At 66.1% G+C, this 23,703-nt stretch carries 27 protein-coding genes; 14 read left to right on the top strand and 13 right to left on the bottom strand.

What is annotated here, in order from left to right:
- Positions 1–69: 69 nt before the first annotated feature.
- Positions 70–1,674 carry a DNA recombination protein RmuC gene (locus tag Q0R16_RS01105; protein ID WP_295630917.1) on the top strand — a complete coding sequence of 535 codons (1,605 nt, stop codon included), beginning with the start codon at positions 70–72 and terminating at the stop codon, positions 1,672–1,674.
- A 394-nt stretch (positions 1,675–2,068) separates the two neighbouring features.
- Positions 2,069–2,635 carry a hypothetical protein gene (locus Q0R16_RS01100; RefSeq protein ID WP_295630915.1) on the top strand — a complete coding sequence of 189 codons (567 nt, stop codon included), beginning with the start codon at positions 2,069–2,071 and terminating at the stop codon, positions 2,633–2,635.
- On the opposite strand, the gene Q0R16_RS01095 is transcribed toward Q0R16_RS01100, so the two are convergent.
- The 8 genes from Q0R16_RS01095 to Q0R16_RS01060 form a co-directional block, all read right to left on the bottom strand.
- On the bottom strand, positions 2,632–2,997 hold the full coding sequence (locus Q0R16_RS01095; RefSeq protein WP_295630913.1) for an META domain-containing protein: 366 nt from the start codon (positions 2,995–2,997) through the stop codon (positions 2,632–2,634). The two genes, Q0R16_RS01100 and Q0R16_RS01095, sit on opposite strands and share 4 nt — an antisense overlap.
- A gap of 120 nt (positions 2,998–3,117) precedes the next feature.
- Positions 3,118–3,936, bottom strand: coding sequence for an RNA methyltransferase (locus tag Q0R16_RS01090; protein WP_295630911.1), 819 nt, complete (start codon positions 3,934–3,936; stop codon positions 3,118–3,120).
- A gap of 22 nt (positions 3,937–3,958) precedes the next feature.
- A complete protein-coding gene (locus Q0R16_RS01085) occupies positions 3,959–4,252 on the bottom strand; it encodes an HPr family phosphocarrier protein (protein WP_295630909.1) in 294 nt (97 codons plus the stop codon).
- A 2-nt stretch (positions 4,253–4,254) separates the two neighbouring features.
- Positions 4,255–4,659: a PTS sugar transporter subunit IIA gene (locus tag Q0R16_RS01080; RefSeq protein ID WP_295630907.1), complete on the bottom strand. Its 405-nt coding sequence runs from the start codon at positions 4,657–4,659 to the stop codon at positions 4,255–4,257.
- Positions 4,660–4,807: 148 nt separating this feature from the next.
- A complete protein-coding gene (rapZ, locus tag Q0R16_RS01075) occupies positions 4,808–5,773 on the bottom strand; it encodes an RNase adapter RapZ (RefSeq protein ID WP_295630905.1) in 966 nt (321 codons plus the stop codon).
- A 96-nt stretch (positions 5,774–5,869) separates the two neighbouring features.
- Complete coding sequence (locus tag Q0R16_RS01070; RefSeq protein ID WP_295630903.1) at positions 5,870–6,298, bottom strand: HPr kinase/phosphorylase; 429 nt, start codon at positions 6,296–6,298, stop codon at positions 5,870–5,872.
- Entirely contained in the window at positions 6,295–7,899 is a 1,605-nt protein-coding gene (locus Q0R16_RS01065; protein WP_295630901.1) for an ATP-binding protein, read from the bottom strand. Before Q0R16_RS01065 ends, Q0R16_RS01070 begins: the two co-directional genes overlap by 4 nt.
- Positions 7,892–8,659, bottom strand: coding sequence for a response regulator transcription factor (locus tag Q0R16_RS01060; protein ID WP_295630899.1), 768 nt, complete (start codon positions 8,657–8,659; stop codon positions 7,892–7,894). The genes Q0R16_RS01065 and Q0R16_RS01060 overlap by 8 nt, the downstream gene beginning before the upstream one ends.
- A gap of 293 nt (positions 8,660–8,952) precedes the next feature.
- Here Q0R16_RS01060 and Q0R16_RS01055 point away from each other — a divergent pair, with 293 nt between their 5' ends.
- Together Q0R16_RS01055 and Q0R16_RS01050 are read left to right on the top strand one after the other, a co-directional pair.
- On the top strand, positions 8,953–10,569 hold the full coding sequence (locus Q0R16_RS01055; RefSeq protein WP_295630897.1) for a phosphoenolpyruvate carboxykinase: 1,617 nt from the start codon (positions 8,953–8,955) through the stop codon (positions 10,567–10,569).
- 50 nt (positions 10,570–10,619) lie between these two features.
- On the top strand, positions 10,620–11,072 hold the full coding sequence (locus Q0R16_RS01050; RefSeq protein WP_295630895.1) for a hypothetical protein: 453 nt from the start codon (positions 10,620–10,622) through the stop codon (positions 11,070–11,072).
- Here the strand turns inward: Q0R16_RS01050 and Q0R16_RS01045 are convergent.
- Positions 11,069–12,289 (bottom strand): diguanylate cyclase, encoded by a 1,221-nt coding sequence (locus tag Q0R16_RS01045; protein ID WP_295630893.1) that lies wholly within the window; start codon positions 12,287–12,289, stop codon positions 11,069–11,071. The genes Q0R16_RS01050 and Q0R16_RS01045 overlap by 4 nt on opposite strands.
- A gap of 172 nt (positions 12,290–12,461) precedes the next feature.
- Positions 12,462–13,061, bottom strand: a complete 600-nt coding sequence (locus Q0R16_RS01040) for a J domain-containing protein (RefSeq protein WP_295630891.1) — start codon at positions 13,059–13,061, stop codon at positions 12,462–12,464.
- Positions 13,062–13,116: 55 nt separating this feature from the next.
- Here Q0R16_RS01040 and Q0R16_RS01035 point away from each other — a divergent pair, with 55 nt between their 5' ends.
- The 7 genes from Q0R16_RS01035 to Q0R16_RS01005 are packed head-to-tail and all read left to right on the top strand — an operon-like array spanning position 13,117 to position 18,572.
- The gene (locus Q0R16_RS01035; protein WP_295630889.1) at positions 13,117–13,389 is read left to right on the top strand and encodes a BolA family protein; all 273 of its coding nucleotides are present in this window, start codon (positions 13,117–13,119) and stop codon (positions 13,387–13,389) included.
- Between the two features lie 45 nt (positions 13,390–13,434).
- The gene (locus tag Q0R16_RS01030) at positions 13,435–14,205 is read left to right on the top strand and encodes a slipin family protein (RefSeq protein ID WP_295630887.1); all 771 of its coding nucleotides are present in this window, start codon (positions 13,435–13,437) and stop codon (positions 14,203–14,205) included.
- A complete protein-coding gene (locus Q0R16_RS01025) occupies positions 14,202–14,663 on the top strand; it encodes an NUDIX domain-containing protein (protein ID WP_295630885.1) in 462 nt (153 codons plus the stop codon). The genes Q0R16_RS01030 and Q0R16_RS01025 overlap by 4 nt, the downstream gene beginning before the upstream one ends.
- A complete protein-coding gene (locus Q0R16_RS01020; RefSeq protein ID WP_295630883.1) occupies positions 14,660–15,556 on the top strand; it encodes a pirin family protein in 897 nt (298 codons plus the stop codon). The genes Q0R16_RS01025 and Q0R16_RS01020 overlap by 4 nt, the downstream gene beginning before the upstream one ends.
- Before the next feature lie 22 nt (positions 15,557–15,578).
- A complete protein-coding gene (locus Q0R16_RS01015) occupies positions 15,579–16,424 on the top strand; it encodes an SDR family NAD(P)-dependent oxidoreductase (protein ID WP_295630882.1) in 846 nt (281 codons plus the stop codon).
- A gap of 8 nt (positions 16,425–16,432) precedes the next feature.
- Complete coding sequence (locus Q0R16_RS01010; RefSeq protein ID WP_295630947.1) at positions 16,433–17,353, top strand: alpha/beta hydrolase; 921 nt, start codon at positions 16,433–16,435, stop codon at positions 17,351–17,353.
- On the top strand, positions 17,346–18,572 hold the full coding sequence (locus Q0R16_RS01005) for a low temperature requirement protein A (protein ID WP_295630880.1): 1,227 nt from the start codon (positions 17,346–17,348) through the stop codon (positions 18,570–18,572). The genes Q0R16_RS01010 and Q0R16_RS01005 overlap by 8 nt, the downstream gene beginning before the upstream one ends.
- On the opposite strand, the gene Q0R16_RS01000 is transcribed toward Q0R16_RS01005, so the two are convergent.
- Complete coding sequence (locus Q0R16_RS01000) at positions 18,569–19,669, bottom strand: DUF2332 domain-containing protein (RefSeq protein WP_295630878.1); 1,101 nt, start codon at positions 19,667–19,669, stop codon at positions 18,569–18,571. The two genes, Q0R16_RS01005 and Q0R16_RS01000, sit on opposite strands and share 4 nt — an antisense overlap.
- A gap of 84 nt (positions 19,670–19,753) precedes the next feature.
- Between Q0R16_RS01000 and hisG the strand changes: the two genes are divergently transcribed.
- The 3 genes from hisG to nusB are packed head-to-tail and all read left to right on the top strand — an operon-like array spanning position 19,754 to position 22,166.
- A complete protein-coding gene (gene hisG, locus Q0R16_RS00995; RefSeq protein ID WP_295630945.1) occupies positions 19,754–20,425 on the top strand; it encodes an ATP phosphoribosyltransferase in 672 nt (223 codons plus the stop codon).
- Entirely contained in the window at positions 20,425–21,714 is a 1,290-nt protein-coding gene (gene hisD / locus Q0R16_RS00990; protein ID WP_295630876.1) for a histidinol dehydrogenase, read from the top strand. The genes hisG and hisD overlap by 1 nt, the downstream gene beginning before the upstream one ends.
- Complete coding sequence (gene nusB, locus Q0R16_RS00985; protein WP_295630874.1) at positions 21,711–22,166, top strand: transcription antitermination factor NusB; 456 nt, start codon at positions 21,711–21,713, stop codon at positions 22,164–22,166. The genes hisD and nusB overlap by 4 nt, the downstream gene beginning before the upstream one ends.
- Positions 22,167–22,214: 48 nt before the next feature.
- Here the strand turns inward: nusB and Q0R16_RS00980 are convergent, their stop codons facing one another.
- Both Q0R16_RS00980 and Q0R16_RS00975 read right to left on the bottom strand, forming a co-directional pair.
- Positions 22,215–22,595: a VOC family protein gene (locus Q0R16_RS00980; RefSeq protein WP_295630872.1), complete on the bottom strand. Its 381-nt coding sequence runs from the start codon at positions 22,593–22,595 to the stop codon at positions 22,215–22,217.
- A gap of 71 nt (positions 22,596–22,666) precedes the next feature.
- Entirely contained in the window at positions 22,667–23,701 is a 1,035-nt protein-coding gene (locus Q0R16_RS00975; protein ID WP_295630870.1) for a quinone-dependent dihydroorotate dehydrogenase, read from the bottom strand.
- Positions 23,702–23,703: the final 2 nt, after the last annotated feature.

Raw genomic sequence — 23,703 nt, 5'->3', positions numbered from 1 at the left:
GCGGCGACAGTTGCGGATCGCTGGCGGAGCGGCTAAGTTCGTGGTTCGTTCTTATTTGGGTAACCTTGCGTGTCCACTTCCGTTTTGGCTATCGTGGTGCTGTTGCTGGGGCTTGCCGGGGGCCTCGCCGTCGGCTGGTTCCTGGGTGGGCGGCCGGTCGCAGAGTGGCGCGCACGGTTCGAGGCACGCGATGCCGAAGCGCGCGATCTCGACGAGAAGTTCCGCCGCGCAATTACCGAACTGGCGGGCGCGAGCGAGCGGGCCAAGCGGGCGGACGAACTAGGCTTGCAGCTCGACGAGTCGCGCGACGAGCAGCTTCGCGCGTTGAACCAGTTGCACGAACAGCAAGCCTATGATGTTGCTGCCCTTCGCGATGGCCATGCACTTGAAACCGGGCGCTTGCGCGATGCCCATGCCGCCGAAATCGCCCGGCACCGCACCGAGGCGGCCGCGCTGGCGGCGCAGAATGCCGCACTCAAGGCCGATGCCGCCAACTTTGCCGACCGCGAGCGGCTGCTGATCGAAGCGCGCGAGGCGCTGCGGCAGGAGTTCGAGGCGGCGGGGGCGAAAGTGCTCGAAGGCGCGCAGGAAAGCTTCCTCAAGCGCGCGCACGATCGGTTCTCGCAATCCGAGGACAAGAGCGAGGAACGCATCCGCGCGCTGCTGGCGCCGGTGGGTGAACGGCTCAAGAACTATGAGGAGCAAGTTGCCTCGCTCGAAGCCAAGCGCGCCGATTCGTTTAGCCACCTCAACGGCGTGATCGAGGAAATGCGCGCCGGCCAGGAGGCGATCCGCGCCGAAGCGCAGCGGCTGGGCAATTCGCTGACCAATGCGCCGAAGGCGCGTGGCCGCTGGGGTGAACGCGCGTTGCAGAACGTGCTCGAACAATCGGGGCTGAGCGAGCACACCGATTTCCACCTGGAGCATTCGGTCGATACCGAGGACGGGCGCTTGAGGCCCGATGCGATCGTGCGCGTGCCCGGGCAGAAGATCCTGGTGATCGACGCCAAGGTCTCGCTCAATGCCTACCAGGCCGCGTTCGAGGCCAACGACGATGCCACGCGCAAACTGCATCTTGATGCCCACGCACGGGCGATGCGCGGCCACGTGCAGACGCTCGGCGCCAAAAGCTACCAGAGCCAGTTCGCCGAAGCCCCCGACTACGTGGTGATGTTCGTGCCGGGCGAGCATTTCGTGGCGGCCGCGCTCGAACACGATCCCGAACTGTGGGATTTCGCGTTCCGCAACCGCGTGCTGCTGGCCACGCCGACCAACCTTGTCGCCATCGCGCGGACGGTGGCGATGGTATGGAAACAGGACACGATTGCGCGCGAAGCGGTCGAGATCGGCCGCGCCGGAACCGAATTGTACGATCGGCTGGCCACCGCCGCCGAACACCTCAAGCGCGTGGGATCGGGCCTCGAAAGCGCGGTCGGCAATTACAACAAGTTCGTCGGCAGCTTCGAACGCAACGTGCTGACATCCGGACGAAGACTCCGCGACAAGGGCATCGAAATCGGCAAACGCGAAATCGACGAGGTGCCGTTGATCGAGATCACACCCCGCTACGCAGAACTGGTCGATAAGGCGGCGGAACCCGCCGAACAACTGGACGTTTCGAGCCGAGACGTTGCGGGCGAAGATGAAACGATCGATCCAGAGGCTTCGACTTGACGGGAACCTGATGCGCGCAGCCTTGGCCTGGACCACATCGACGTGCTTGGCCGCTGCGCTGGCGGTTGGCGGGTGTGGTCGATCTGCACCACCATCACCGCCCACCGATACCCCGTCGGCCAGCACACCCGCCGGCGATGCGACAACCAACCCTGCCCCATCCGACGCGGCAAGCGCTTCGCCGCCGCCCGATGCTGCAACGTCGTCGCCCGCTCCTGCGTCATCCGAAGCAAGTTCCGAAATGCCGCTTGTTGCGCTCGCACCACCGGTTGGGCCCGATCAGGGGAATGTCGACACTTCACCCACTCCGGCACCTGCCGGCACTTCATCGCCCGTGCCCCTTGCTGGCATAAAGCCGCCGAATGTTGCCGCTCAGCCACCCCCGGCCGAAATCGTGTTCGCTCCGCATGATGAATGCGCCGCGCTGCCAGGCTGGAAAGCCTTTCACGACAAGCTGGCCGCCGCGGTCGCGTCGAAAAATGCCACGGCGCTGGCGGCGCTGGCTGATCGCAATGTAAAGCTCGATTACGGAGGCGGCGCGGGCCGGGTCGAACTGATCCGCCGCTTGCGGCAACCGGCCGGCCTGTGGACCGACCTGGCAACGATCCTGCCGCTGGGCTGTTCGGTCGAAGCCGGGCTCGCCGCGCTGCCGTGGTACTTCTGGCGCATTCCTCCCAGCGTCGACCCGGCGGATACCATGCTGGTCACGGGGAACGCAGTCCCGCTTCGCGCCCTGCCCAAACCGAACGCGCGGGCCATCGCATCGCTCGATTGGCCAATGGTCTTGCTGACCGCGAAATCGTTCAATCCCACCGCAGGGTTCACACGCGTACGGACCAGAGCGGGCGGCCAGGAAGGGTACGTCGAGACGCATCGCCTGCGCAGCTTGCTCGCGCGGCGGATCATTGCCGAACACAGCGGCGACCAATGGCGGATCACCGCCATCGTCGCTGGGGATTAGCTGACCCGCCGTTCGAGTTCGAGCGCGTGGCCGCCCGATGCAAGCCGCAAGCGGGCGCCATCGTGCGTCAACAGCGGCGCGGATTCGAGCAGCGCGTTGACGGCAGCTTCCTGCCGCAGCAGCCGCTCCTCGCAGGCCTTTTCGGTTGTCACGAATGGCCCCGCAATCAGGCGCTTGCCGTCAACCCGGTAAGCGCCGCCCAGCATGTTGCAGCCGATGTTGACCTTGATCTGCGCCGAATCGAACGCGATGTGCGCCGATTGCGGCACCACGGGCGGCTTGCCGTCGATCCCGGTCACGCGCCATTGTGTGCCGGCCAGCGACGATTCAGCCGGGTTGCCCGCGCAACCTGCAAGCAGCATTGCGATCGCGATAAGCGAAAGGGTCCAGCGAAGGCGAGAACAGATCATCGTGGCAAATCATTGCACCGTGGGGGTGAGCAGACGATGAATACCGCTCCCCGCGCGCGCGCTGGTGGCTGATTAACCTTTGTCGAAGCTTGCGATTACTTCGTAAGCCAGCACCGCGCCAGCCACCGCCGCGTTCAGGCTATCGGCGCGGCCTTTCATCGGCATCGTCACCCGCAAATCGCAAGCCAGTTCGTATTCCTCGGGCAGCCCGCGCGATTCGTTTCCGACCAGCACGAAGCAGGGCCCGACATAAGGCGCGCCACGGTATGGTTGCGCATCGCGGAGCGACGCCGCCACGAGTTGTCCGGGCGATCCCTGTTCCGGCGTGCGCATCCAGTCGAGAAATTCGCCCCATCCCGCTTGCGCCAGCGATTGGGTGAAGATGGCGCCCATGCTCGCGCGCACCGCCTCGACCGAGAACGGATCGGCGCAATCGTCGATCAGAATCAGCCCGCCCGCGCCCACCGCATCGCCGGTGCGCAGCATCGTGCCCAGGTTGCCCGGATCGCGCATGGCGTGCGCGACCAGCCAGACCGGCGCGGCATTGCGATCCAGCCGCGAAAGCCCCGTTGCCAACTCTGCGAAGACCCCCGCCACCGCTTGCGGGTTGTCCTTGCCGGTGATCTTGGTGAGCAGGTCCTCGGGCAATTCAATCACTTCACCGCCCGCCACTTCCACGGCCTGCTCGATCCGATCCACCAACGGATGCGGATCACGCTTGCTCGCCATCAGCAGCAGTTCAGGCACATGGCCGCTATCGAGCGCCTCGGTCAGCAGGCGCAGGCCTTCGGCCAGGAAGCGCCGCTCGATCCGGCGATGCTTCTTGTCGCGCAAGCTGCGCACGCGCTTGACCGTCTCGTTCGAGAAGCTGGTGATCAGGCGTCTGGTCATCGCGATAGAAACATCGGCAAGCTCAATCCTCGCCGAAGCCATCCTTGATCAGGCCGGTCAGCTTCATCAGCGCAGCATCGGCCAGATCCTGTTCGCCCGTGACAATGATTTCCACGCTGTCACCGATGGCAGCGCCAAGCATCATCAATCCCAGGATCGAGCCGCCGTGCGCATCGTTGCCATCCTTGGTGACCATGACTTCAACCCCCGGCAACTTGGCCACGGCGTTCACGAACTTGGCACTGGCGCGTGCATGCAGCCCGCGCTGGTTGACGATCGTCACGCTTTCGCGCGCGGTATAGGCAGCATCAGTCATGTTCAGGCATCTTGACCGAGGAATTCGGACGCAACGGTGATGTAATTGCGGCCGGCATCGCGCGCGGCAATGGTGGCTTCGCGCACGGTCATCGTGTCGCGCGCCTTGGCCAGGCGGATCAGCATCGGCAGGTTGATGCCCGCGATCACTTCGACCCGGCCCGCCTGCATCAGCGAAATCGCCAGGTTCGATGGGGTTCCACCGAACAGATCGGTCAGCACGATCACGCCTTGCCCCGAATCGACCCGGCGGATCGCATCGGCAATTTCCTTGCGGCGCTTTTCCATGTCGTCATTAGGCCCGATGCACACCGCCATGACATCGGACTGGCGCCCCACGACATGTTGCATCGCCTGGATGAATTCCTCGGCGAGCGCGCCGTGCGTGACGAGTATGAGGCCGATCATCGAGACAGCATGTTCCAGCCGCGGACCAGCGATCCTGCCACGGCCATGCTTAACGGCTGCTGGTTGGGCATAGGCGATTCATACGCAGAGTTGCGATCGGATGGCTCACGTCGATGGTTACCCGCCCCTAATGTCAACGCCCCCAACTTCAAGGCTGGCCACCTTCGAGCAGATCCGCTGCTCGCGATGTCAGGTTGCGGTGCAGCAATGTGGGAGAAAATCCCGCTTCGCGCAAGGCCGATGCGATCTGCTCGGCCATGAACACCGATCGGTGCTTTCCGCCGGTGCAGCCGAATGCAATGTGCAGGTAGGCTTTGCCCTGCTTGCGGAAGCTGGGAAGCACGCCCAACAGCAGCGCGCGGATGTGTTCGAAAGCGGGGGTGAAGGCCGGGTCTTGCTGGATATATTCGCCGATGGCTGCGTCCTGCCCGGTCTGCGGGCGCAAGTGATCGACCCAGTGCGGGTTGCTCAGGAACCGCATGTCGAACACGAAATCGGCGAGCGGCGGTGTTCCGCGCGCGAAGCCGAAGCTGCTGACGGTCAGCGTCAAGGCTTGCGGGCTGTCGTCCGCGAACTGGGTGCGGATCGCCTGCTGCAAGTCGTTGACCGAAAAATCGGTGGTGGAAAGCACCACGTCGGCCCAGCGGCGCAGTGGTTCGAGCAATTCGCGTTCGGCCGCGATCCCGGCTGCTGCGGGCTTGTCCTGGCTCATCGGGTGGCGGCGGCGGGTTTCGTTGTAGCGGCGTTCAAGCTCCGACCCGGCGCAATCGAGGAACAGCGTGGTGATCGAGAGATCAGGCCGGTCCGACAGCCGCTTTACGCGTTCGATAATCCGCACCGGATCGAAACCGCGTGTGCGCGTGTCGAAACCCACCGCGATCGGCGCGCCTTCGCCATGCGGCGATGCGTGCTCGTGCGCCGGCTGGGTTTCGAGCAATCGGTCGAGCAGCCGGATCGGGAAGTTGTCGATCGCTTCCCAGCCAAGGTCCTCGAGCACGCGCAACGCGGTGGTCTTGCCCGCGCCCAGAACACCGGTCACCAGCAGTATGCGTTGCCTGCCCGCCCCTGGCCTTTCCGCCGGTCCTGACAATTCCGATTGCGATTCGCCAGCCATCGGCGCTTCATTGCGCCTTGTGCGGGACTTTGGAAAGAGCCGCGCGCCGGGCTGTGTCCGCGCGGAACAGATCGGGGCGAATGTGCGCGCTTCTGGTCAGGCGACGGGCAGACCGTAGCGCGCCAGCGCCAGTTCGGCGCGCAGAGCCAGCACCGGGCTTTCGGGCCACAGCCGCAGCAGCGGTATTCGGCAACCGGCACGCGTGACGCCTTCTGCCGACTCGACATAGCGCTCCGCCGCGTGATCCAGCGCCAGCACCAGCGCAACCGGAACGTCGGCCACCGTTGGCATCGACACCAGCCCCAGGTTGCGCACTTCGAGCAACCCGGCAATGCGCGGGTGCGGGTGCGCATGGACGCGTCCACCGGTCACGGTCAGCAGCACGCCATCATCGCTCACGAGCGTGGCCCCGCGATCGATGAGCGCCAGCGCGAGGCTTGACTTGCCCGCACCCGGCGGCCCCTCGATCAGCACCGCGCGCCCATCGATCGCCACGCACGTCGCCAGATAGGCGATCCCGGTCATGCTCCCGGCAATGCCAGAACCAGACATGCACCCTCGCGGCCATCGGCGCGTTCGGTGATCACCAGCGTGCCATCGTGCGCTTGCGCGATGGTCCGTGCGATCGCCAGCCCCAGCCCCGAATGGCTGCCGAAAGCCTCACCGTCGGGCCGCACCGAATGGAAGCGATCGAACACCTTCTCGCGCTCGCTGTCGGGTACACCGGGGCCATCGTCGCTGACCGACAACGATACACGCGCATGGCCGCCGGTGCAGGCCCCATCGTTGGCGACCATGACTTCGACTGCACCGCCGGGGGGCGAAAACGAGACAGCGTTGTCGAGCAGGTTTTCCAGCACGCGTTCGAGCCGCGCTGCATCGCCTTGCACCAGCGCGGGCCCGGGACCCCGGCGAAATCTGATCGACGGCGCGGGCACTGCGCCCAGCGCGCGCTCGGCCTGGTCGCGCAACGCGCGCGCGCCGATCAGCCGTTCGGCCAGGTCCGCCAGGTCGAGCGGCTCGAACGTGGCGCGCGACAATTCGGCGTCGATCCGGCTGGCATCGGCGATCTCGGTGATCAGCCGGTCGATCCGCCGCACGTCCTGCGCGGCGATGTCCTGCAATTGGCGGCGCAATTCGGGCTGCTCGACCCGCTCCATCGCCTCGATCGCGCTGCGCAAGCTGGCCAGCGGGTTTTTGAGTTCGTGCGCGACATCGGCGGCAAAGCTTTCGACCGCGTCGATCCGCTGGCGCAGCGCGGCGGTCATGTCCGAGATCGCGCGCGCGAGAAGGCCGATCTCGTCGCCGCGTTCGGGCAGGCGCGGCACCACCACCGCACGGTCACGCCCCAGCCGCACGCGCACCGCCGCGCGCACCAGCACGCGCAGCGGCTGGACGATCGTGCGCGCGAGAAACAGCGAGAGCTGGATCGACAGCAGCAGCGCCGCGCCGCTGAGGATCGCCAAGGTCTGCCGCGCGTCGCGGATCGCCTGCGTCACATCGGTCGGGTTGCGCATCGTCAGCAGCGTCTCGCCATCGCTGCCGACGGTCGCCGCCGCGGTGATCACCGGCGTACGATCGGGCGCGTAACGATAGCCGACCGCAGCGCCCCCCGGATCACCGCGCGCCCGCTCGATCTCGGGCCAGGCGCCGGTTCGGTCGACCTCTGGTTCGTGCAGATTTTCGACGGCAGGCGCGCCGACCAGCGCGTCGACGCCGCGATCCAGCGCTCGTGCCGCCCGTTGGAACAGCGCCTGCCGCGTCGGATCGGCCAGCGCGAAGGTGGGCGGCCCCAGCGCAAAGCTGTCGAGCTCCACTTGCCCTTGCGCGTCGTAAAGCCGAATTCGCAAGCGCTGGTCCGCGCCCATCCGCGCCATCAGCGTGCGGCGCTGCGCATCGCCCATCTCGTCGAGCGCATCGGCCGCGATCCGCGCTTCGGACCGCGCCAGCTTGAAGCGTTCGTCGAGCAACTGCTTCCTGAAGCTGTCGAGCAGGAACAGGCTGCCCGCCAGCAGCGCCAGCGCGATCAGGTTGACCGCGAGGATGCGCGCGGTGAGTGAAATCCGCCGCGTCCAGAACAACGGCCCGCCCGCCGCACGCTCCAATTCAGGCGGCAAATCAGACATCGCCGTAGCTGTAGCCGGCGCCGTACAGCGTCTCGATCGCGCCGAAGCCGTCATCGACCGCGCGGAATTTGCGCCGCAACCGCTTGATATGCGAATCGATCGTGCGATCGTCGACGAACACGTCCTCGTGGTACGCCGCATCCATCAACTGGCTGCGCGTCTTGACCACGCCCGGGCGCAGCGCCAGCGCCTCGAGGATCATAAATTCGGTCACCGTCAGGCTCACCGGCCGGCCCGCCCATTCGACCTGGTGGCGGGCCTGGTCCATCACCAGCCGCCCACGCCGGATCGGTTCGGCCCCGGTGTCCTTGCCTTGTGCGGTGGCTTCGGCATCGCGCCGCACAATCTCGCCGCGGCGCAAAATCGCCCGGATACGCGCGATGAGCAACTGCTGGCTGAACGGCTTGGCGATGTAATCATCGGCGCCCAGCCCCAGCCCGAGCGCTTCGTCGGCCTCGTCGTCCTTGCTGGTCAGGAAGATCACCGGCAGCGTGCTGGTTTCGCGCAACCGGCGCAGCAGTTCCAGGCCATCCATGCGCGGCATCTTGATATCGCACACCGCCAGGTCGGGCGGGTTGGCAAGCAACGCCTTCAAAGCGGACTCGCCATCGGCATATAGCCGGGTCATGAAGCCTTCGCTTTGCAGCGCGATCGATACCGTCGTCAGGATGTTGCGATCGTCGTCAACCAGCGCGATCACACGGGGCGCATCAGGCTCCGGTGAAGAATTCTGGTCATTGTCGATCGGAGTGGATGTCATCGATTGTGGCCGGCAGGGGGTGCTTGTTCGGTCGATATGCAGGCGCTACAGGCCGGCTGTCGACCTGACAACCACGAGACGTTGGCGGGAGACAGCCGCCTGTGTCGCTCGATTGCCGATGCTGCACCATCCGAACTGGTTCCGGGTGCAACATTTGACGAAGCCGGGTGGCTCGCTTATGCGCGCCGCAGGAAACGTGCATTCGTATTCGTAATGCTATGCCGTAGCGGAAGGCGGCGCTGGTGGCTTGGGCTGCTGCGCTTTTTTTCTGCCGGCACACCGGAGAAATCGCAGTGGCAACCACCCGTTTGAATGTTCCGCTTTCCGCGCAGGGCTTGCCCGAACCGGCTGCCCTGTTCGCCAACCTCGGCACGGCGCCGCTGGTCGAACACGCGGTGCGCAATGGCGAAGGACTGCTGGCGAAGGACGGTCCGTTCGTGGTCGAAACCGGCAAGCACACCGGCCGCTCGGCCAAGGACAAGTATATCGTCCGCGATGCCGAGACGGAGGACACCGTGTGGTGGGGCAAGACCAACGTCGGTATGACGCCCGCGCACTTCGCTGCGCTGAAGACCGACTTTCTTGCGCACCTGGCCACCAAGGACAAGCTCTACGTGGCTGATCTGTTCGGCGGATCGCAGCCCGATCACCGCGTAAACGTGCGCGTGGTCAACGAATTCGCCTGGCACAACCTGTTCATCCGCACGCTGCTGGTGCGCCCCACCGACGTCGAACTCGCCAGCTTCGCGCCCGAATACACGATCATCGACCTGCCCACATTCCGCGCCGATCCGGCCAGGCACGGCTGCCGCAGCGAAACCGTGGTCGCGGTCAACTTCACCGAGAAGCTGATCCTGATCGGCGGCACCGCTTATGCCGGCGAGATGAAGAAGTCGGTGTTCGGCATTCTCAACTACCTGCTCCCGGTCAAGGGCGTGATGCCGATGCACTGTTCGGCCAACATCGGTGATGACGGCAAGACCGCGGTGTTCTTCGGGCTTTCCGGCACCGGCAAGACCACGCTGTCGGCCGACGCCAGCCGCACGCTGATCGGCGACGATGAACACGGCTGGTCGGACACCGCGGTGTTCAACTTCGAGGGTGGTTGCTACGCCAAGGTGATCCGCCTTTCGGCAGAAGCCGAGCCCGAAATCTTCGCGACGACCAAGCGTTTCGGCACCGTGCTTGAAAACGTGGTGATCGATCCCGAGACGCGGCTGCTCGATCTCGACGATGCCAGCCTGGCCGAAAACAGCCGCGCGTCGTATCCGATCGACTTCATCCCCAATGCGTCCGAAACAAACCTCGGCCCGGTCCCCGCAAACGTGGTGATGCTGACCGCGGACGCCTATGGCGTGCTGCCCCCGATCGCGCGGATGACGCCCGACCAGGCGATGTACCACTTCCTTTCGGGCTACACCGCGCGCGTCGCGGGCACCGAAATCGGCGTGACCGAGCCTGAGGCCACCTTCAGCACCTGCTTCGGCGCGCCGTTCATGCCGCGCCACCCGTCGATCTACGGCAATCTGCTCAAGGAGCGGATCGCCAAGGGCCAGGTCAAGTGCTGGCTGGTCAACACCGGCTGGACCGGCGGCAAGGCGACGATGGAAGGCATCAAGCGGATGCCGATCAAGGCCACCCGCGCGCTGCTCAATGCCGCGCTCGACGGCAGCCTGAACGAAGCGGAATTCCGCAAGGACGCCAACTTCGGCTTCGAAGTGCCGGTCTCGGTGCCGGGCGTGGACAGCAAATTGCTCGATCCGCGCGGCGCCTGGGCCGATGCAGCGGACTATGACCGCACCGCGCAAGACCTCGTCGGCAAGTTCATCGACAACTTCGCGCAATTCGCCGACCATGTCGACGAAGGCGTGCGCCAGGCCGCGCCGCAACCGGCGACCGTCGCCGCCTGATACGGACCTGAGGGAACCTCTCGGGTCGCCACCAGACCCGAGAGATTGCCATGACCGACCATACGATCCGTCTTTTTGCCGACGACGCGGCCATCCGCGCCGCTGGCCAAGGCTGCCTCGACCACTCGCTGCCCGCCACCGAATGGACCCACGAGGCGCAGCTCGCCACGTGTGCATGGCTGCAAATCGAGCGGCCCGACATCGATCCGTCGCGCGATCTGCCGCGCTTGATCTCGACGTTCAACCTGGCCAAAGGCAGCGTGAACAACGACACCAGCGGCTACCACGAGATCATCACGCAGGCTTACGCGCGCGGCGTTCGTGATTTTCTGGCGCGCCATCCCGACGGCAGCCTCTGCCACCGCGTCAACGCGCTGCTCTCCAGCCCGAGCGGCGCGCGCGACTGGCCATTGCGCTTCTGGTCGCGCGACCTGCTGTTCTCGATTCCGGCGCGACGCGGCTGGGTCGAGCCCGATCTGGCGCCGCTATCCTTGCAAGCTTAAGCAGCGGCAGCCACTGCGCGCACCGGCGTTCCGGCGGGCCGCATGCCCAGCGATCGGTTGCGGCCCGAGGCCTTGGCGAGATAGAGGTTGAGATCGGCCGCCTTGAGCGCCTCGGCAAAGCCGACACCGGTGTCCAATGCCGTGATCCCGGCGCTGGCGGTGATTGCACGATCCAGTTCTGGCAGCACCCGCGCGACATGTCCGGGTATTTCGCGACGCAACCATTCGAGTTCGAGCCACGGCTGATCCGAATAGAGCAGCAGCGCGAATTCCTCCCCGCCGACCCGCGCGGCAAAGGCATCGCCGGCGTTTAGCGCACCCGCCACCGCCACGATCACCGCATCGCCACAGGCGTGGCCGAAGGCATCGTTGATCGCCTTGAAGTGATCGATGTCGACGATCGCCACCGCGCGCGGACGGCGCGCCGCAAAGCGCGCCTCGATCGCGCGGCGGTTGGGCAGCCCGGTCAACGCGTCGGTCTGCGCGATCTGTTCGAGCAGTCCGGCGCTGGCGCGCGCCTCGTCGTGTTCGCGCTTGAGCCGCATGAAGCGGTCCCCGATGCCGATCGAGGTCAGCAGCATCTCGAGCGCAAGCGCGCCGAACAAGGCGTAAAGGAACAGGTCGAACGGGCGGTGCAGCACGATGTCGTGGAACAGGCTCACCCCGCACACGCCAAGCAGGCACGACCACCCCGCCGCCTGGAACCGCGCCGCGCGACTGCCGCGCGCGATCGCTTGCACCAGCGCAAAACAGACCAGGACAAGAATGCTCACCAGCAGCCCGTTGCGCAGCGCCAAGTAAAGCGGCGGGCATCGATCGATCAGCATCGCCGGCGTGGTCAGCGCCACCAGCCACGGCTGCCAGCCGAGCAGCCGGAACACCGGTCGACTGACCATGCCGGGCTCGAGGATCGAACGCAGGAACGGCCCGACGATCGCGACCGCGCAATCGAACAGCACGTTGATCAGCACCGCCCGCGCGAAACTGGTGCCGGTCAACCACGGCCCCAGCGGCAGCGACGAAAGGCTGATCGTCAGCGCCACCAGCGCCAGCACGCGCGCCATCTGCCACACCAGAAACCGTTCGCGCAGGATGACGAAGAACGCGATGTTGTAGAACACCGGCAACAGCAGGAACCCCAGGAAGGCGCCTGTCAGCACCCCCGACCAATCGAGCGGCGTGCCCACGGCAAAGCTCGATTGGGCCTGAGCGGGCACCGAGGCCAACAGCGCAAATGCGGCTGCAAGACTCCAGCGTCTGGTCGATGGCTGCACGTCCGCCCTTTCGGAATTCGAGCAGCGGGAATGGACGAACATCCCCAATATATGGTTAATGCCCTAGCTCGGCGACTGATCTTGTTTACTTTTCCAGCCGCGCGCGACGATCGCGTCAGGCGAATTGGGACCGTCCACGCAAGCGCTGGTAAGCGGCAACAACGGCCTGCAACTGCGCCTCATGGCCACGATCGCCGCCGTTGCGATCGGGGTGATAGCGCCGCACAAGCTCCGAATAGCGCGCGCGCAGCGCCTTGCGGTCGCAATCGAACGCCAGCCCCAGCGCGTCGTAAGCGCGCCGATCATCGGGATCGATCCCGCGCCGCACCGCGTCTGCGGCCCGCGCATAATTGCTCATGCGGTGGCGCGAACGCGCGGCAATGGCTTCGAGCGGATCGGCGTATTCGTGCCAGCGCGGCGTTTCGTCCACACCGGCATCGGGCCGGAACGCGCGCGTTTCACGCTCCCACCCCGCGATCGGCGATTGCGCTGCCAGGATCTCGTCGGCGTTCATGCCTTCGAACCAGTCGTAGCCCGAATTGAATTCGCGGACATGGTCGAGGCAGAACCAGCGGTAGCTGCCCGGACCATCGGCGCTGGACAGGCGCGATCCGGGCGCGCGAAATTCGCCACGATCCTCGCAACCGGGGCGATCGCACGGCCGATTGCCGCCGATCCGGCCGTGGAACTTGTCATGCTTCGTGCGTTCGGACATGGATGCCCCACATGGGGCCGAACTTGTCCGTTGAAAAGTCCCGAGGAGCATCACCATGGGTCAGATTGCCGAAGAAATCGAACGCCGGCTGACCGGGCTGTTCGCGCCGACGCGGCTGGCTGTGATCAACGACAGCGCCAAACACAGCGGCCACACAGGCGATGATGGCACCGGCGAATCGCATTTCACGGTCGAGATCGAAAGCGCAGCGTTTGCGGGGGTTTCGCGGCTGGAGCGGCAGCGCATGGTCAACCGCGCACTGGGTGATTTGCCCGGCCAGCGGGTTCATGCGCTGGCGATCAAGGCGCGCGCACCCGACAAAGGCTAACTGTCCGTTGCGTCGGCATCCGCGTCGGTCCAGACTGGCTCCGCTTTGACTGGAGACGTTTTCATGGGCGCGGGCATCGGTTTTTTCTTACTGTTCGTGGCCCTGATACTGGCGTTGCGCAGCTTCGGCATCAACCAGGAATACCAGCGCGGGGTGGTGTTCCGGCTGGGCCGGCTGATCGAGAGCAAGGGGCCGGGATGGTTCTGGCTGGTGCCGATCGTCGATCGCGTGGTGAAAGTCGATATCCGCACCGTCACCCGCGCGCTCGATACGCAGGAAACCGTCACGCGCGATGGCGTGGCGGTGCGCGTAAACGCGGTGCTGTGGTACCGAGCGGTCGATCCGGCGCGCGTGGTGACGAGCGTGGTCAACTGGGATTCGGCGGTGATCCAGGCCGCCGAAACCGGAATGCGCGACGCAATCGGCCAAAGCGACCTCGACCAGATGCTCAAGGACCGGGTATCGATCAACAAGCGGCTGCTCGAGATGCTGTCGCGCACGTGCCTGCAATGGGGCGTGGATATCGATGCGGTCGAGATCAAGGATCTGGATATTCCCGAAAACATGCAGCGAGCGATCGCCAAGGAAGCCGAGGCGGTGCGCGAAAAACGCGCGCGGATCATCAAGGCTGAAGGCGAGCAGGAAGCCAGCCAGAAGCTGGCCGATGCCGCCAAGATCATCGCCACGCAGCCCGGCGCGCTCGAACTGCGGCGGTTGCAGACGCTGAGCGAAATCGGGGTCGAGCACAATTCGACGATCATCGCGATGTTCCCGACCGAACTGCTCGAAGCCGCGCAGAAGATCGCCGGGAAATGAACGAGGCGGCGCCCGTTGCCCAGCGCCGCATCCGGCGTGCGGCGCGCATCCTGCTGTTCGATGGCGCGGGCCGACTGCTGCTGTTCCGCTTCACCGCACCCGGCCGCACACCGTTCTGGGCCACCGCCAGCGGCGAATGCGATCCGGGCGAGGATTACGCCGATGCGGCGCGGCGCGAATTGTTCGAGGAAACCGGAATTGTCGCCGAACCCGGCCCGCCGATCCACGCACGCGGCAACGATTTCGTGACCTTCGACGGCGAGCCGGTCACCGCCGATGAACGCTATTTCCGCGTGGTGGTCGAAGCGGCGGAAGTCGATACCAGCGGCCACACCGAACTCGAACGCGCGGTGATGCGCGAGCACCGCTGGTTCAGCCGCAGCGAACTGGCATCATGGCACGAACCGATCTTTCCGCCCGAATTGCTCGATCTGCTCGACCGGGAGCTGCTGGAATGAACGACTCCATTCTCCAGACCATCACCCCGGTCAGCCACGATCTCGGCGATTTCACCGTGCGGCGGGTGCTGCCCTCGCCCGGGCGAACGATGGTCGGCCCGTTCATCTTCGTCGACGAATTCGGGCCCGCCGCGATCGAACCGGGGCATGGCATGGGCGTGCGGCCGCACCCGCACATCGGGCTCGCCACCGTGACCTGGCTGTTTGCGGGCGAATACGCGGGCGCGATAGAGCATCGCGACAGCCTCGGCTCGATCGCGACGATCCGTCCCGGGCAGGTCAACCTGATGACCGCAGGGCGCGGGATCGTCCACTCCGAACGCTCCCCGGCGGCCGAGCGCGCTGCGGGGCCGAAGTTGTTCGGGATGCAGACCTGGCTGGCGCTGCCCGATGGCCGCGAAGACTGCGAGCCCGCGTTCGAATCGATCACCGATCTGCCGCTGATCGAAGACGGCTGTTCCTCAGCGCGGGTCATCATGGGCACCTTGTGGGGCCAGACCGCACCGACGACCCAGCATTCCGCCACGATCTACGCCGAGATACTGATCGGACCCGGCGGCGCGATGCCGATCGATCCCGAAGCGGATGAGCGCGCGGTCATGCTGGTCAGCGGCGAGGCCCGCATCGATGGCATGCCGCTGAGGCTTTACGAACTGGCGGTACTGGCACCGGGCCACGCGATGACGCTCGCGTCCGAGCGCGGCGGGCGGATAATGCTGCTGGGCGGAGAGGCTTTCACCACGCCGCGCCATGTGTGGTGGAATTTCGTGCACTCGTCGCGCGATGCAATCAACGACGCCAAGCGCAACTGGACCCTGGGCAAGTTCCCGACGGTGCCCGGCGACGAGGTGGAGTTCATCCCCTTGCCGCAAGTGCCGCTAACCGAAGCGTAAAACAGAAAAAGCAGGAGAGAGCATGACGGCATTTGTGGGCGAAACGGCATGGATCACCGGCGCATCGTCGGGCATCGGCGCGGCGTTGGCGCGGGCGCTGCACAAGGGCGGTGCAAATGTGGTGCTGTCGGGCCGCAACCGCGCTGCACTGGATGCCGTGGCGACCGAATGCGGGGCTGGAGCCGGTCGGGCGCTGGTCCTGCCGTTCGAAGCCACCGATTTCGTTGCCATTCCCCGCGTCGTCGAGCAGGCGTGGGACTGGGCGCAGCAGCATTCGGGCGGGATCGACTTGCTGGTCAACAACGCCGGCATTTCGCAACGCAGCCTGGCGATCGATACCGATCTTGCGGTCTATCAATCGATCGTGGGCGTGGACCTGATGGCGCCGATCGCGCTGACACAGGCGCAACTGGGTCGGATGGCGGCGCGCAAAAGCGGGCGGATCGCCATGATCTCGAGCGTGGCGGGCAAGGCCGGGGTGCCGCTGCGCACCGCCTATTGCGCGGCCAAGTTCGGGCTGATCGGCTATGCCGACGCGTTGAGGGCCGAAGTTTCCGCGCTGGGCCTGACCGTCCACGTGATCGCGCCCGGATCGATCCGCACCGGCGTTTCGCGCAACGCGCTGACTGCTGACGGCACCCCGCGCGGAATCAGCGATTCGGCGATCGACAACGGCATGGATGCTGACCTCGCCGCTTCGACGATGCTCACCGCGATCGCCGCGGACGAGCGCGAGATCGTGATTGCCGAGGGCATCGAGCAGTGGCTGGCCGAACAGACGCGCACCCCCGAAGCGGTGTTCGACCGCACCGCTTCTTTCATGGCCGCCGGATACGCGCAACGTATGGTCGCGGAGGCAAAGCAGTGACCGAGACAATGACCCGGGTGACGCTGGCCAACGGCATCGAACTCGATGTACGCGATGAAGGGCCTGTCAAAGACAATGGGGGCAACGCCCCGGTGCTGATCTTCCTGCACGGCTTCCCCGAATCGCACCGCACCTGGCGCCACCAGATCGCGCATCTGTCCGGCCGCTTCCGCTGCATCGCGCCCGACCAGCGCGGCTATCGCGGATCGTCGAAGCCGCAGGACGTGGCGAGCTACACCCCCGACAAACTGATCGGCGATATATTCCTGCTTGCCGACGCGCTGGGAGTGAAGGACTTCACGGTGGTCGGGCACGATTGGGGCGGGGCGATTGCCTGGGGCGTCGCGCTGGGCAGCCAAAAGACGTCTCAAACTCGGAATGGCCGCGTGACCCGCGCGGTCATCATGAACGCGCCGCACCCGGTCACCTTCCAGAAGCTGCTTTACCTCGATGGCGGGCAGCGCGCCTCCAGCCAGTACATGCGTCTGTTCCGCGATCCCGCGCAGGATGCGCTGGTGCGCGAGCACGGGCTGGCGCCGCTGCTGGTCAAGGCCTTCGAAGGCAAGCTCGGCTCGACGCCCGAACCCGAGGAAACCGCCGCGCTGCTGGCTGACTGGGCGGTGCCGGAAGCCGCCTTTGGAATGCTCAACTGGTATCGCGCCAGCCCGATGGACGTGCCACCGATGGATTCGCCGCGGGCGCTGCCCGCAAGCTACGCCCCGCCGCCGCTGCCGCCGCTGTCGATCCCGACGCTGGTGATCTGGGCGCTTGACGATATCGCGCTGCCGCCGGCCAACCTGGATGGGCTGGACGCACTGGTTACCAACCTGACCCTGGTCAAAGTCCCCGGCTGCGGCCATTTCGTGCCGTGGGAAGCGCCGACCGCCGTGAACGCTGCACTCGACGATTTCCTCGCCGCCAATGGCTGAGGACGCGCGGCAGACTGGCGGGTTGCTGCGCAATCACGGCGGCGGACATGCGCCGGTATCGTACCTCGAACTGTTCTTCGATCTGGTGTTCGTGTTCGCGATCACCCAGCTCAGCCACGTGCTGCATGAAGACCTGAGTTGGGGCGGGCTGCTGGCTGAAACCGTGCTGTTCCTGGCGGTGTGGTGGGCGTGGATGTACACCACCTGGGTCACCAACTGGGCCGATCCTGAACGGCTGCCGATCCGCGTGATGCTGCTGGTGCTGATGCTGCTGAGCCTGGCGCTGGCGGTGGCGATCCCGACTGCGATAACCAGCCATGCGGCGCTGTTCGCGGCAAGCTACGTTGCGATCCAGCTTGGCCGAAGTTCGTGCATGATCCTGGTGTTCAGGCGCGCGAACCCCAGTAACGCGCGAAACCTGGCGCGGATTTCGATCTGGTTCGCAGCCTCCGCGGTGTTCTGGGCAACCGGCGTGTTGCGTGGGGCCGACGAGCGGCTGGCGTGGTGGCTGGTGGCGCTGGCCATCGAATATACCGGGCCATTCACCTACTTCCGCGTGCCCGGGCTCGGCCGCTCGACGGCTGCGAACTGGAATATCTCGGGCTCGCACATGGCCGAACGCTGCGCGCTGTTCATTATCATCGCGCTGGGCGAAGGCATCGTGGTGACCGGATCGGCGCTGTCCGGCCAGCCGCTGGTGGCCGGCCGGCTGACGGCTTTCCTGCTGGCGTTCCTGTCATCGGTGCTGATGTGGTGGCTCTATTTCGATTTGGGCGCCGATCGCAGCGCGCAGCGGATCAAGCAGGATATGCAACCCGGCCGCTTTGCGCGCGATGCCTATACCTATCTGCACATGCCGATCGTGGGCGGCATCGTGATCGGCGCGGTGGCGGATGCGCTGGTGCTCGAACACTGGGCCGAACCCGTCAGCCCCGCGCTGGTGCTGACCTTGTGTGGTGCCAACGTGCTGTTCCTGTTGGGATTGAGCGCGTTCAAGCGATTGAGCAGCCCGCTCCACGCGCCGCCGCTCTCGCACGGAGTTGCCGCAATCCTGTTCGCGTTGCTCGGCACCTGGGCGTGGTTACGAACGCCCGGAGCGCTGACGCTGGCCGGCTTGGCCGTCGCAATCCTCGCGCTGGCGGTGGTGTGGGAATGGGTGTCGTTCCACGGCGGCTGGAAGGAGCGGTTCTTCGCAGCTATTGGGCGCGAAGCCGCTTAGTCGGGCCAGGCGCTCGGTTCGGGGTGATCGAGCGCGGCCAGCCAGGCGCCGTGCGCATGCGCGGTACCCAGCTTCACGCGGCGCTCGCCGCCCGGCCAATAGCGCACGGTCAATTCGTGGTGGTGGAATGTGCGGTTGGCTTCGAGCGAGATCCACGCCAGCGGCTTGTCGGCAGTCGCGCGCGCACCAGCCGCCTCAATTGCCACGGTGGCGCGCGCCTGCTGATCGTGTGGGACATATTGCCACATGATAGAATGCATCACCACGCGCGTGGTGCCCGGAGCCTGCGGCTTGGCCAGTTCGGTTTCGACAAAGGTGGCGGCATCCATCGCCACCATCTGCGGCGCTGATTTTCGCGCCTCGGCAATCGCGATCTCCAGCCGGGCGAAGCGTTCGGTGTGTTCGGGCCAGACATAGGCCTTGAGCCGCAGTGCCTGCGCCGGATCGGCAAGATCGACCGGCGCAACGTCGCAACCGCGCGTCGAGACGATCTCGATCGTACGGCCAGCGGGCGGCGGCCCGCGCCATTCGGGCTTGAACCGCATCGCGGCGTCCGAGGCTCCGACTGTGACCCCGCCCAGATCATAGTGATAGCGCGCCAGCATCAGGTTGATCCCCGCACTCGATCCGAGTTCGAGGCATTCGAAGCGCGCGGGCAGGCCCTGTTCCGCCAGCCACAGCAGCGCGAAGATGAAATTGGATGAACGCCCGGCCTCGTTGGTCTGCGGCGGCCCGTCGAGCCACGGCAGCAGGTCGGTCTCGCGCCGCGCGATGACTTCGCCGATTACGCCAGCATCGTCGGCCGGTTCACCGCGATAGATCGCATCGAGCGCCGGCTCACCGCCGGCAAGGTGCAGCGCGTGCAGCCCGCCCGCCCCGCGCAACGGCAGCGCATCGGCCAATGGAGCGCCGCTCCACGCGCGAACCCGCCGGACGAATGCGTTGTCGAACGGCGATGCCAGCACCGCAGCGATTGCCGCCACCACGCGCGCCGTGACCGGCGCACCGTTCGCCTCGCAGTAGAGCACCTGGTTGTGGAACGCGTCGGCCACCGCGCTTTCGCCCCTGGTGTAGATTTCCTGATAGCGATAGCTCATCCGATCCGCCTCCTCTCAACTGCCTGTCCCGTTGGCCGGTTGCCCTTTGGCCGCGCGCGCCATATGGGCGCGGCTATCATGTCGATGTCCGCACCCTTGCCCAAGCTCGTCCCCAAACTCGTATTCGCGATCCCCAAGGGTCGCATCCTCGATGAAGCGCTGCCTTTGCTGGCCCGCGCCGGAATCGTGCCCGATGCCGAGTTCCACGACAAGCATTCGCGCGCGCTGTCGTTTGCGACCACCCGCGAAGATATCACGTTGATCCGCGTGCGCGCGTTCGATGTGGCCACGTTCGTCGCGCATGGCGCGGCGCAAGCGGGCATTGTCGGTTCTGACGTGATCGACGAGTTCGACTATGCCGATCTCTACGCGCCGGTCGATCTCGATATCGGCCATTGCCGGCTGTCGGTAGCCGAGCCGGTGGGCGCGGGCGAATCTGCCAATGGTCGGGAAAGTCATGCGCGCGTTGCCACCAAGTACCCCAACATCACCCGCCGCTACTTCGAAAGCCAGGGCGTGCAGGCCGAAGTGGTCAAGCTGAACGGCGCGATGGAGTTGGCGCCCAGCCTGGGGCTCGCCAGCCGGATCGTCGATCTGGTTTCGACCGGGCGCACATTGAAGGACAATGGCCTGGTCGAAACCGAACGGCTGATGCCGGTCTCGGCGCGGCTGATCGTCAACCGCGCCGCGCTCAAGACCGATTCGGCGCGGCTTTCGGCGCTGATCGACGCCTTCCGCGCGGCGGTTGCGGCCTGATGCAACGGCTTTCCTCCCGCGACCCCGGCTTTGCCGAGGCTTTCGCGCGGCTGGTCGATGACCGGCGCGAGAGCGACGACGACGTGGCACGCGACGTGGCCGCGATCCTCAAGCGTGTGCGCAGCGAAGGCGACGCCGCGCTGGCCGAGCTGACCGAACGGTTCGACGGCCACGTGCTGGGCGATGCCGACTGGCGGATCACGCCAGAAGAATGCCGCGCCGCGTTCGAGGGCATTGAGCCGACCTTGCGCGCCGCGCTGGAACTCGCCGCCGCGCGCATCCGCGACTACCACGAGGCGCAACGTCCTGAAGACCGCGACCATATCGACGCCACCGGCATGCGGCTGGGTGCGCGCTGGACTGCGGTCGATGGCGCCGGCCTCTATGTACCGGGCGGCCGCGCGGCTTATCCCTCGTCGCTGCTGATGAACGCCATCCCCGCCAAAGTCGCCGGCGTCGGCCGGCTGGTGGTGGTGACGCCGACCCCCGGCGGCGAAGCGAACCCGCTGGTGCTGGCCGCCGCCCATCTGGCCGGCGTGGACGAAGTGTGGCGCGTGGGCGGCGCGCAGGCCGTCGCGGCGCTGGCTTACGGCACGCAGCGGATAAAGCCGGTCGACGTGATCACCGGCCCCGGTAACGCCTGGGTGGCGGAGGCCAAGCGCCAGCTTTACGGCGTGGTGGGCATCGACATGGTGGCGGGACCATCCGAGATTCTCGTGATCGCCGACGCGGGCAACGATCCGCGCTGGATCGCCGTCGACCTGCTCAGCCAGGCCGAGCACGATCCCGCCGCGCAATCGATCCTGATCACCGACGATGGCGACTTTGCCGACGCCGTCATCGCGATGGTGGACGATGAACTGGCGCGCCTGCCTACCGAAAAAGTCGCGCGCGAAAGCTGGGACCGCTACGGCACCGTGATCGTGGTGGGCTCGCTCGACGATGTGCCCGCACTGGCCAATGCGCTGGCGGCCGAGCACGTCGAGATCGCCACCGCCGATCCCGAACTGCTGTTTGCAAGCATCCGCCACGCCGGATCGGTGTTCCTGGGCCGCATGACCCCAGAAGCCGTTGGCGATTACCTGGCCGGGCCGAACCACGTTCTGCCCACCGGGCGTCGCGCGCGTTTTGCCTCGGGCCTTTCGGTGCTCGATTTCATGAAGCGCACCAGCTTCATTTGCGCCAATCAGGCCTCCCTTGCTGAAGTCGGCCACGCCGCCATCGCGCTGGCACACGCCGAAGGCCTCGCTGCGCACGCGCGCTCAATTGAACTAAGGCTAGATCGATGAACCCCCGCAAACACGCATCCCCCGCGCGCGCGGCCGCGCGACTCGCCGCCGTGCAGGCGCTGTACCAGTACCAGATGGAGAAGACCGGGCTGGCGTTGCTGCTCGATGAATTCCATCAGCACCGGCTGGGCGCAGAGATCGAGGATGTAACTTACAACGAGGCCGATCACGTGTTTTTCGACGATCTCGTCAAAGGCACGATCGTGCGGATCGAAGAAATCGACGCGCTGATCGCCGGCAAGCTGGCCGAAGGCTGGTCGCTGGTCCGGCTGGATCGCACGATGCTGCAGATCCTGCGCGTCGGCACGTACGAACTGCTCGCCCGCGCCGATGTGCCCAAGGCCACCGCGATCAGCGAATATGTCGATGTGGCGCACGCGTTTTTCGACGAGCGCGAAGCCAAGTTCGTCAACGGGCTGCTCGACGCGATCGCCAGGCAGGTCCGCGACTGAACGCGTCGTTTCCCGGGAGCCGAGGCCCCCGGGAAACCGGTCAAATCGTCAATCCATCCGCTTCAGCGCGCACAGCTTGTTACCGCAAGGATCGCGCAAATAGGCGAGATACAGCTTGCCGAAGCTGGCTTCGCGCACCCCCGGCGCGTCTTCGATCGCGGTTCCGCCATTGGCCACGCCCGCAGCGTGCCAGGCATCGGCCTGTTCGGGCGAATCCATGGCAAAGCCGATCGTGCCGCCGTTGGCGCCGCAAGCGGGCTCACCGTTGATCGGCGGGGTGACGAGGAACATGCCGCCGTTGTGCATGTAGATCAGGCGGCCCTTGTCGTCCTGCATGCCGGGCTTGCCGCCAAGTGCGGCAAAGGTGGCGTCATAGAACTTCTTCGCTTTGGCGACATCGTTGCTGCCGACCATGACGTGACTGAACATTGGCATTCTCCCTTGGTTGAACGTGTTACGATCCGTTGTTGTTTGCTACCTTATTGCGAGGACGTGCGCGGTCAAGCGCCCTCGCTGCCGACCGCTTGGGCAATCGTCGCGAAGCCGTCGCGGCGCATCAGCCCGGGCAGTGCACGCACGATCCGGCGGGCGAGGAACGGCCCTTCATAGACCATCGCCGAGTAGATCTGCACCAGGCTGGCGCCCGCACGGATGCGCGCCCAGGCCGATTCGGCGGAATCGATCCCGCCCACGCCGACCAGCGGCATCGCCCCGCCCGTAGCCTTGCGGAAATCGCGCAGACGCTGGAGCGCGAGCACGGCCAAAGGCGCGCCCGACAATCCGCCAGCCTCGCCTGCGTGCGGAGATGCCAAGGGCGGCCGTGAAACCGTGGTGTTGCCCACGATCAGCGCGCCCAGCCGCCGGTCGATCGCGATCCGCGCAATCGCATCGATGTCTGCCGGTTCCAGATCGGGCGCGACCTTGAGGAAGATCGGCACGGTGGACGTACCGCGCGCCTCGATCACCGCATCGAGCAACGCCGCCAGCGCACCTTTGTCCTGCAATGCGCGCAAGCCGGGGGTGTTGGGGCTGGAGATGTTGACCGTGATATACGTCGCCAGCGGCGCCATCATCCGCATCATCGTCGCGTAATCGGCCACGCGATCGGCCGCATCCTTGTTCGCGCCGATATTGATGCCGACCACGCCGGGCTTGCCGTGGCGCGCTGCCAGCCGCGCGCGCGCAACCTCGGCCCCCTGGCTGTTGAAGCCGAAGCGGTTGATCACCGCGCGGTCCTCGGCCAGCCGGAACAGCCGCGGGCGCGGGTTGCCGGGCTGCGGCAGCGGCGGGATCGTGCCCACCTCGACGAAGCCGAAGCCCAGCGCGAACAGCGCGTCGGTGACTTCGGCATCCTTGTCGAACCCCGCCGCCAGCCCGACCGGATTGGGAAATGCGATCCCGGCAACCGTGGTGGCGAGCGGACCCACGATCGGCGGCGCACCGCCCGGCCGCCATCTCAACGCGGCAATCGACATGTGGTGCGCGCGTTCGGGATCGAGACCGAACAACAGCGGGCGGATCAGCGGATACAGCATCG

The sequence above is a fragment of the Novosphingobium sp. genome (genome assembly GCF_025351285.1).
Taxonomy (GTDB): domain Bacteria; phylum Pseudomonadota; class Alphaproteobacteria; order Sphingomonadales; family Sphingomonadaceae; genus Novosphingobium.
Note: the sequence above shows the minus strand (reverse complement) of the source record. Positions and strands in the feature narration are given on the sequence as shown.

What these genes read in the sequence shown, in the direction of transcription:
- Q0R16_RS01060 (WP_295630899.1), bottom strand. Translation starts at nt 8,659, where the DNA reads ATGACATCCACTCCGATCGACAATGACCAGAATTCTTCACCGGAGCCT.
- Q0R16_RS01000 (WP_295630878.1), bottom strand. Translation starts at nt 19,669, where the DNA reads ATGAGCTATCGCTATCAGGAAATCTACACCAGGGGCGAAAGCGCGGTG.
- Q0R16_RS00980 (WP_295630872.1), bottom strand. Translation starts at nt 22,595, where the DNA reads ATGTTCAGTCACGTCATGGTCGGCAGCAACGATGTCGCCAAAGCGAAG.
- hisG (WP_295630945.1), top strand. Translation starts at nt 19,754, where the DNA reads ATGTCCGCACCCTTGCCCAAGCTCGTCCCCAAACTCGTATTCGCGATC.
- Q0R16_RS00975 (WP_295630870.1), bottom strand. Translation starts at nt 23,701, where the DNA reads ATGCTGTATCCGCTGATCCGCCCGCTGTTGTTCGGTCTCGATCCCGAA.
- Q0R16_RS01085 (WP_295630909.1), bottom strand. Translation starts at nt 4,252, where the DNA reads ATGACTGATGCTGCCTATACCGCGCGCGAAAGCGTGACGATCGTCAAC.
- Q0R16_RS01095 (WP_295630913.1), bottom strand. Translation starts at nt 2,997, where the DNA reads ATGCTGCTTGCAGGTTGCGCGGGCAACCCGGCTGAATCGTCGCTGGCC.
- Q0R16_RS01090 (WP_295630911.1), bottom strand. Translation starts at nt 3,936, where the DNA reads ATGACCAGACGCCTGATCACCAGCTTCTCGAACGAGACGGTCAAGCGC.
- nusB (WP_295630874.1), top strand. Translation starts at nt 21,711, where the DNA reads ATGAACCCCCGCAAACACGCATCCCCCGCGCGCGCGGCCGCGCGACTC.
- Q0R16_RS01070 (WP_295630903.1), bottom strand. Translation starts at nt 6,298, where the DNA reads ATGACCGGGATCGCCTATCTGGCGACGTGCGTGGCGATCGATGGGCGC.
- Q0R16_RS01005 (WP_295630880.1), top strand. Translation starts at nt 17,346, where the DNA reads ATGGCTGAGGACGCGCGGCAGACTGGCGGGTTGCTGCGCAATCACGGC.
- Q0R16_RS01065 (WP_295630901.1), bottom strand. Translation starts at nt 7,899, where the DNA reads ATGTCTGATTTGCCGCCTGAATTGGAGCGTGCGGCGGGCGGGCCGTTG.
- Q0R16_RS01020 (WP_295630883.1), top strand. Translation starts at nt 14,660, where the DNA reads ATGAACGACTCCATTCTCCAGACCATCACCCCGGTCAGCCACGATCTC.
- Q0R16_RS01050 (WP_295630895.1), top strand. Translation starts at nt 10,620, where the DNA reads ATGACCGACCATACGATCCGTCTTTTTGCCGACGACGCGGCCATCCGC.
- hisD (WP_295630876.1), top strand. Translation starts at nt 20,425, where the DNA reads ATGCAACGGCTTTCCTCCCGCGACCCCGGCTTTGCCGAGGCTTTCGCG.
- Q0R16_RS01025 (WP_295630885.1), top strand. Translation starts at nt 14,202, where the DNA reads ATGAACGAGGCGGCGCCCGTTGCCCAGCGCCGCATCCGGCGTGCGGCG.
- Q0R16_RS01040 (WP_295630891.1), bottom strand. Translation starts at nt 13,061, where the DNA reads ATGTCCGAACGCACGAAGCATGACAAGTTCCACGGCCGGATCGGCGGC.
- Q0R16_RS01015 (WP_295630882.1), top strand. Translation starts at nt 15,579, where the DNA reads ATGACGGCATTTGTGGGCGAAACGGCATGGATCACCGGCGCATCGTCG.
- Q0R16_RS01010 (WP_295630947.1), top strand. Translation starts at nt 16,433, where the DNA reads ATGACCCGGGTGACGCTGGCCAACGGCATCGAACTCGATGTACGCGAT.
- Q0R16_RS01080 (WP_295630907.1), bottom strand. Translation starts at nt 4,659, where the DNA reads ATGATCGGCCTCATACTCGTCACGCACGGCGCGCTCGCCGAGGAATTC.
- rapZ (WP_295630905.1), bottom strand. Translation starts at nt 5,773, where the DNA reads ATGGCTGGCGAATCGCAATCGGAATTGTCAGGACCGGCGGAAAGGCCA.
- Q0R16_RS01035 (WP_295630889.1), top strand. Translation starts at nt 13,117, where the DNA reads ATGGGTCAGATTGCCGAAGAAATCGAACGCCGGCTGACCGGGCTGTTC.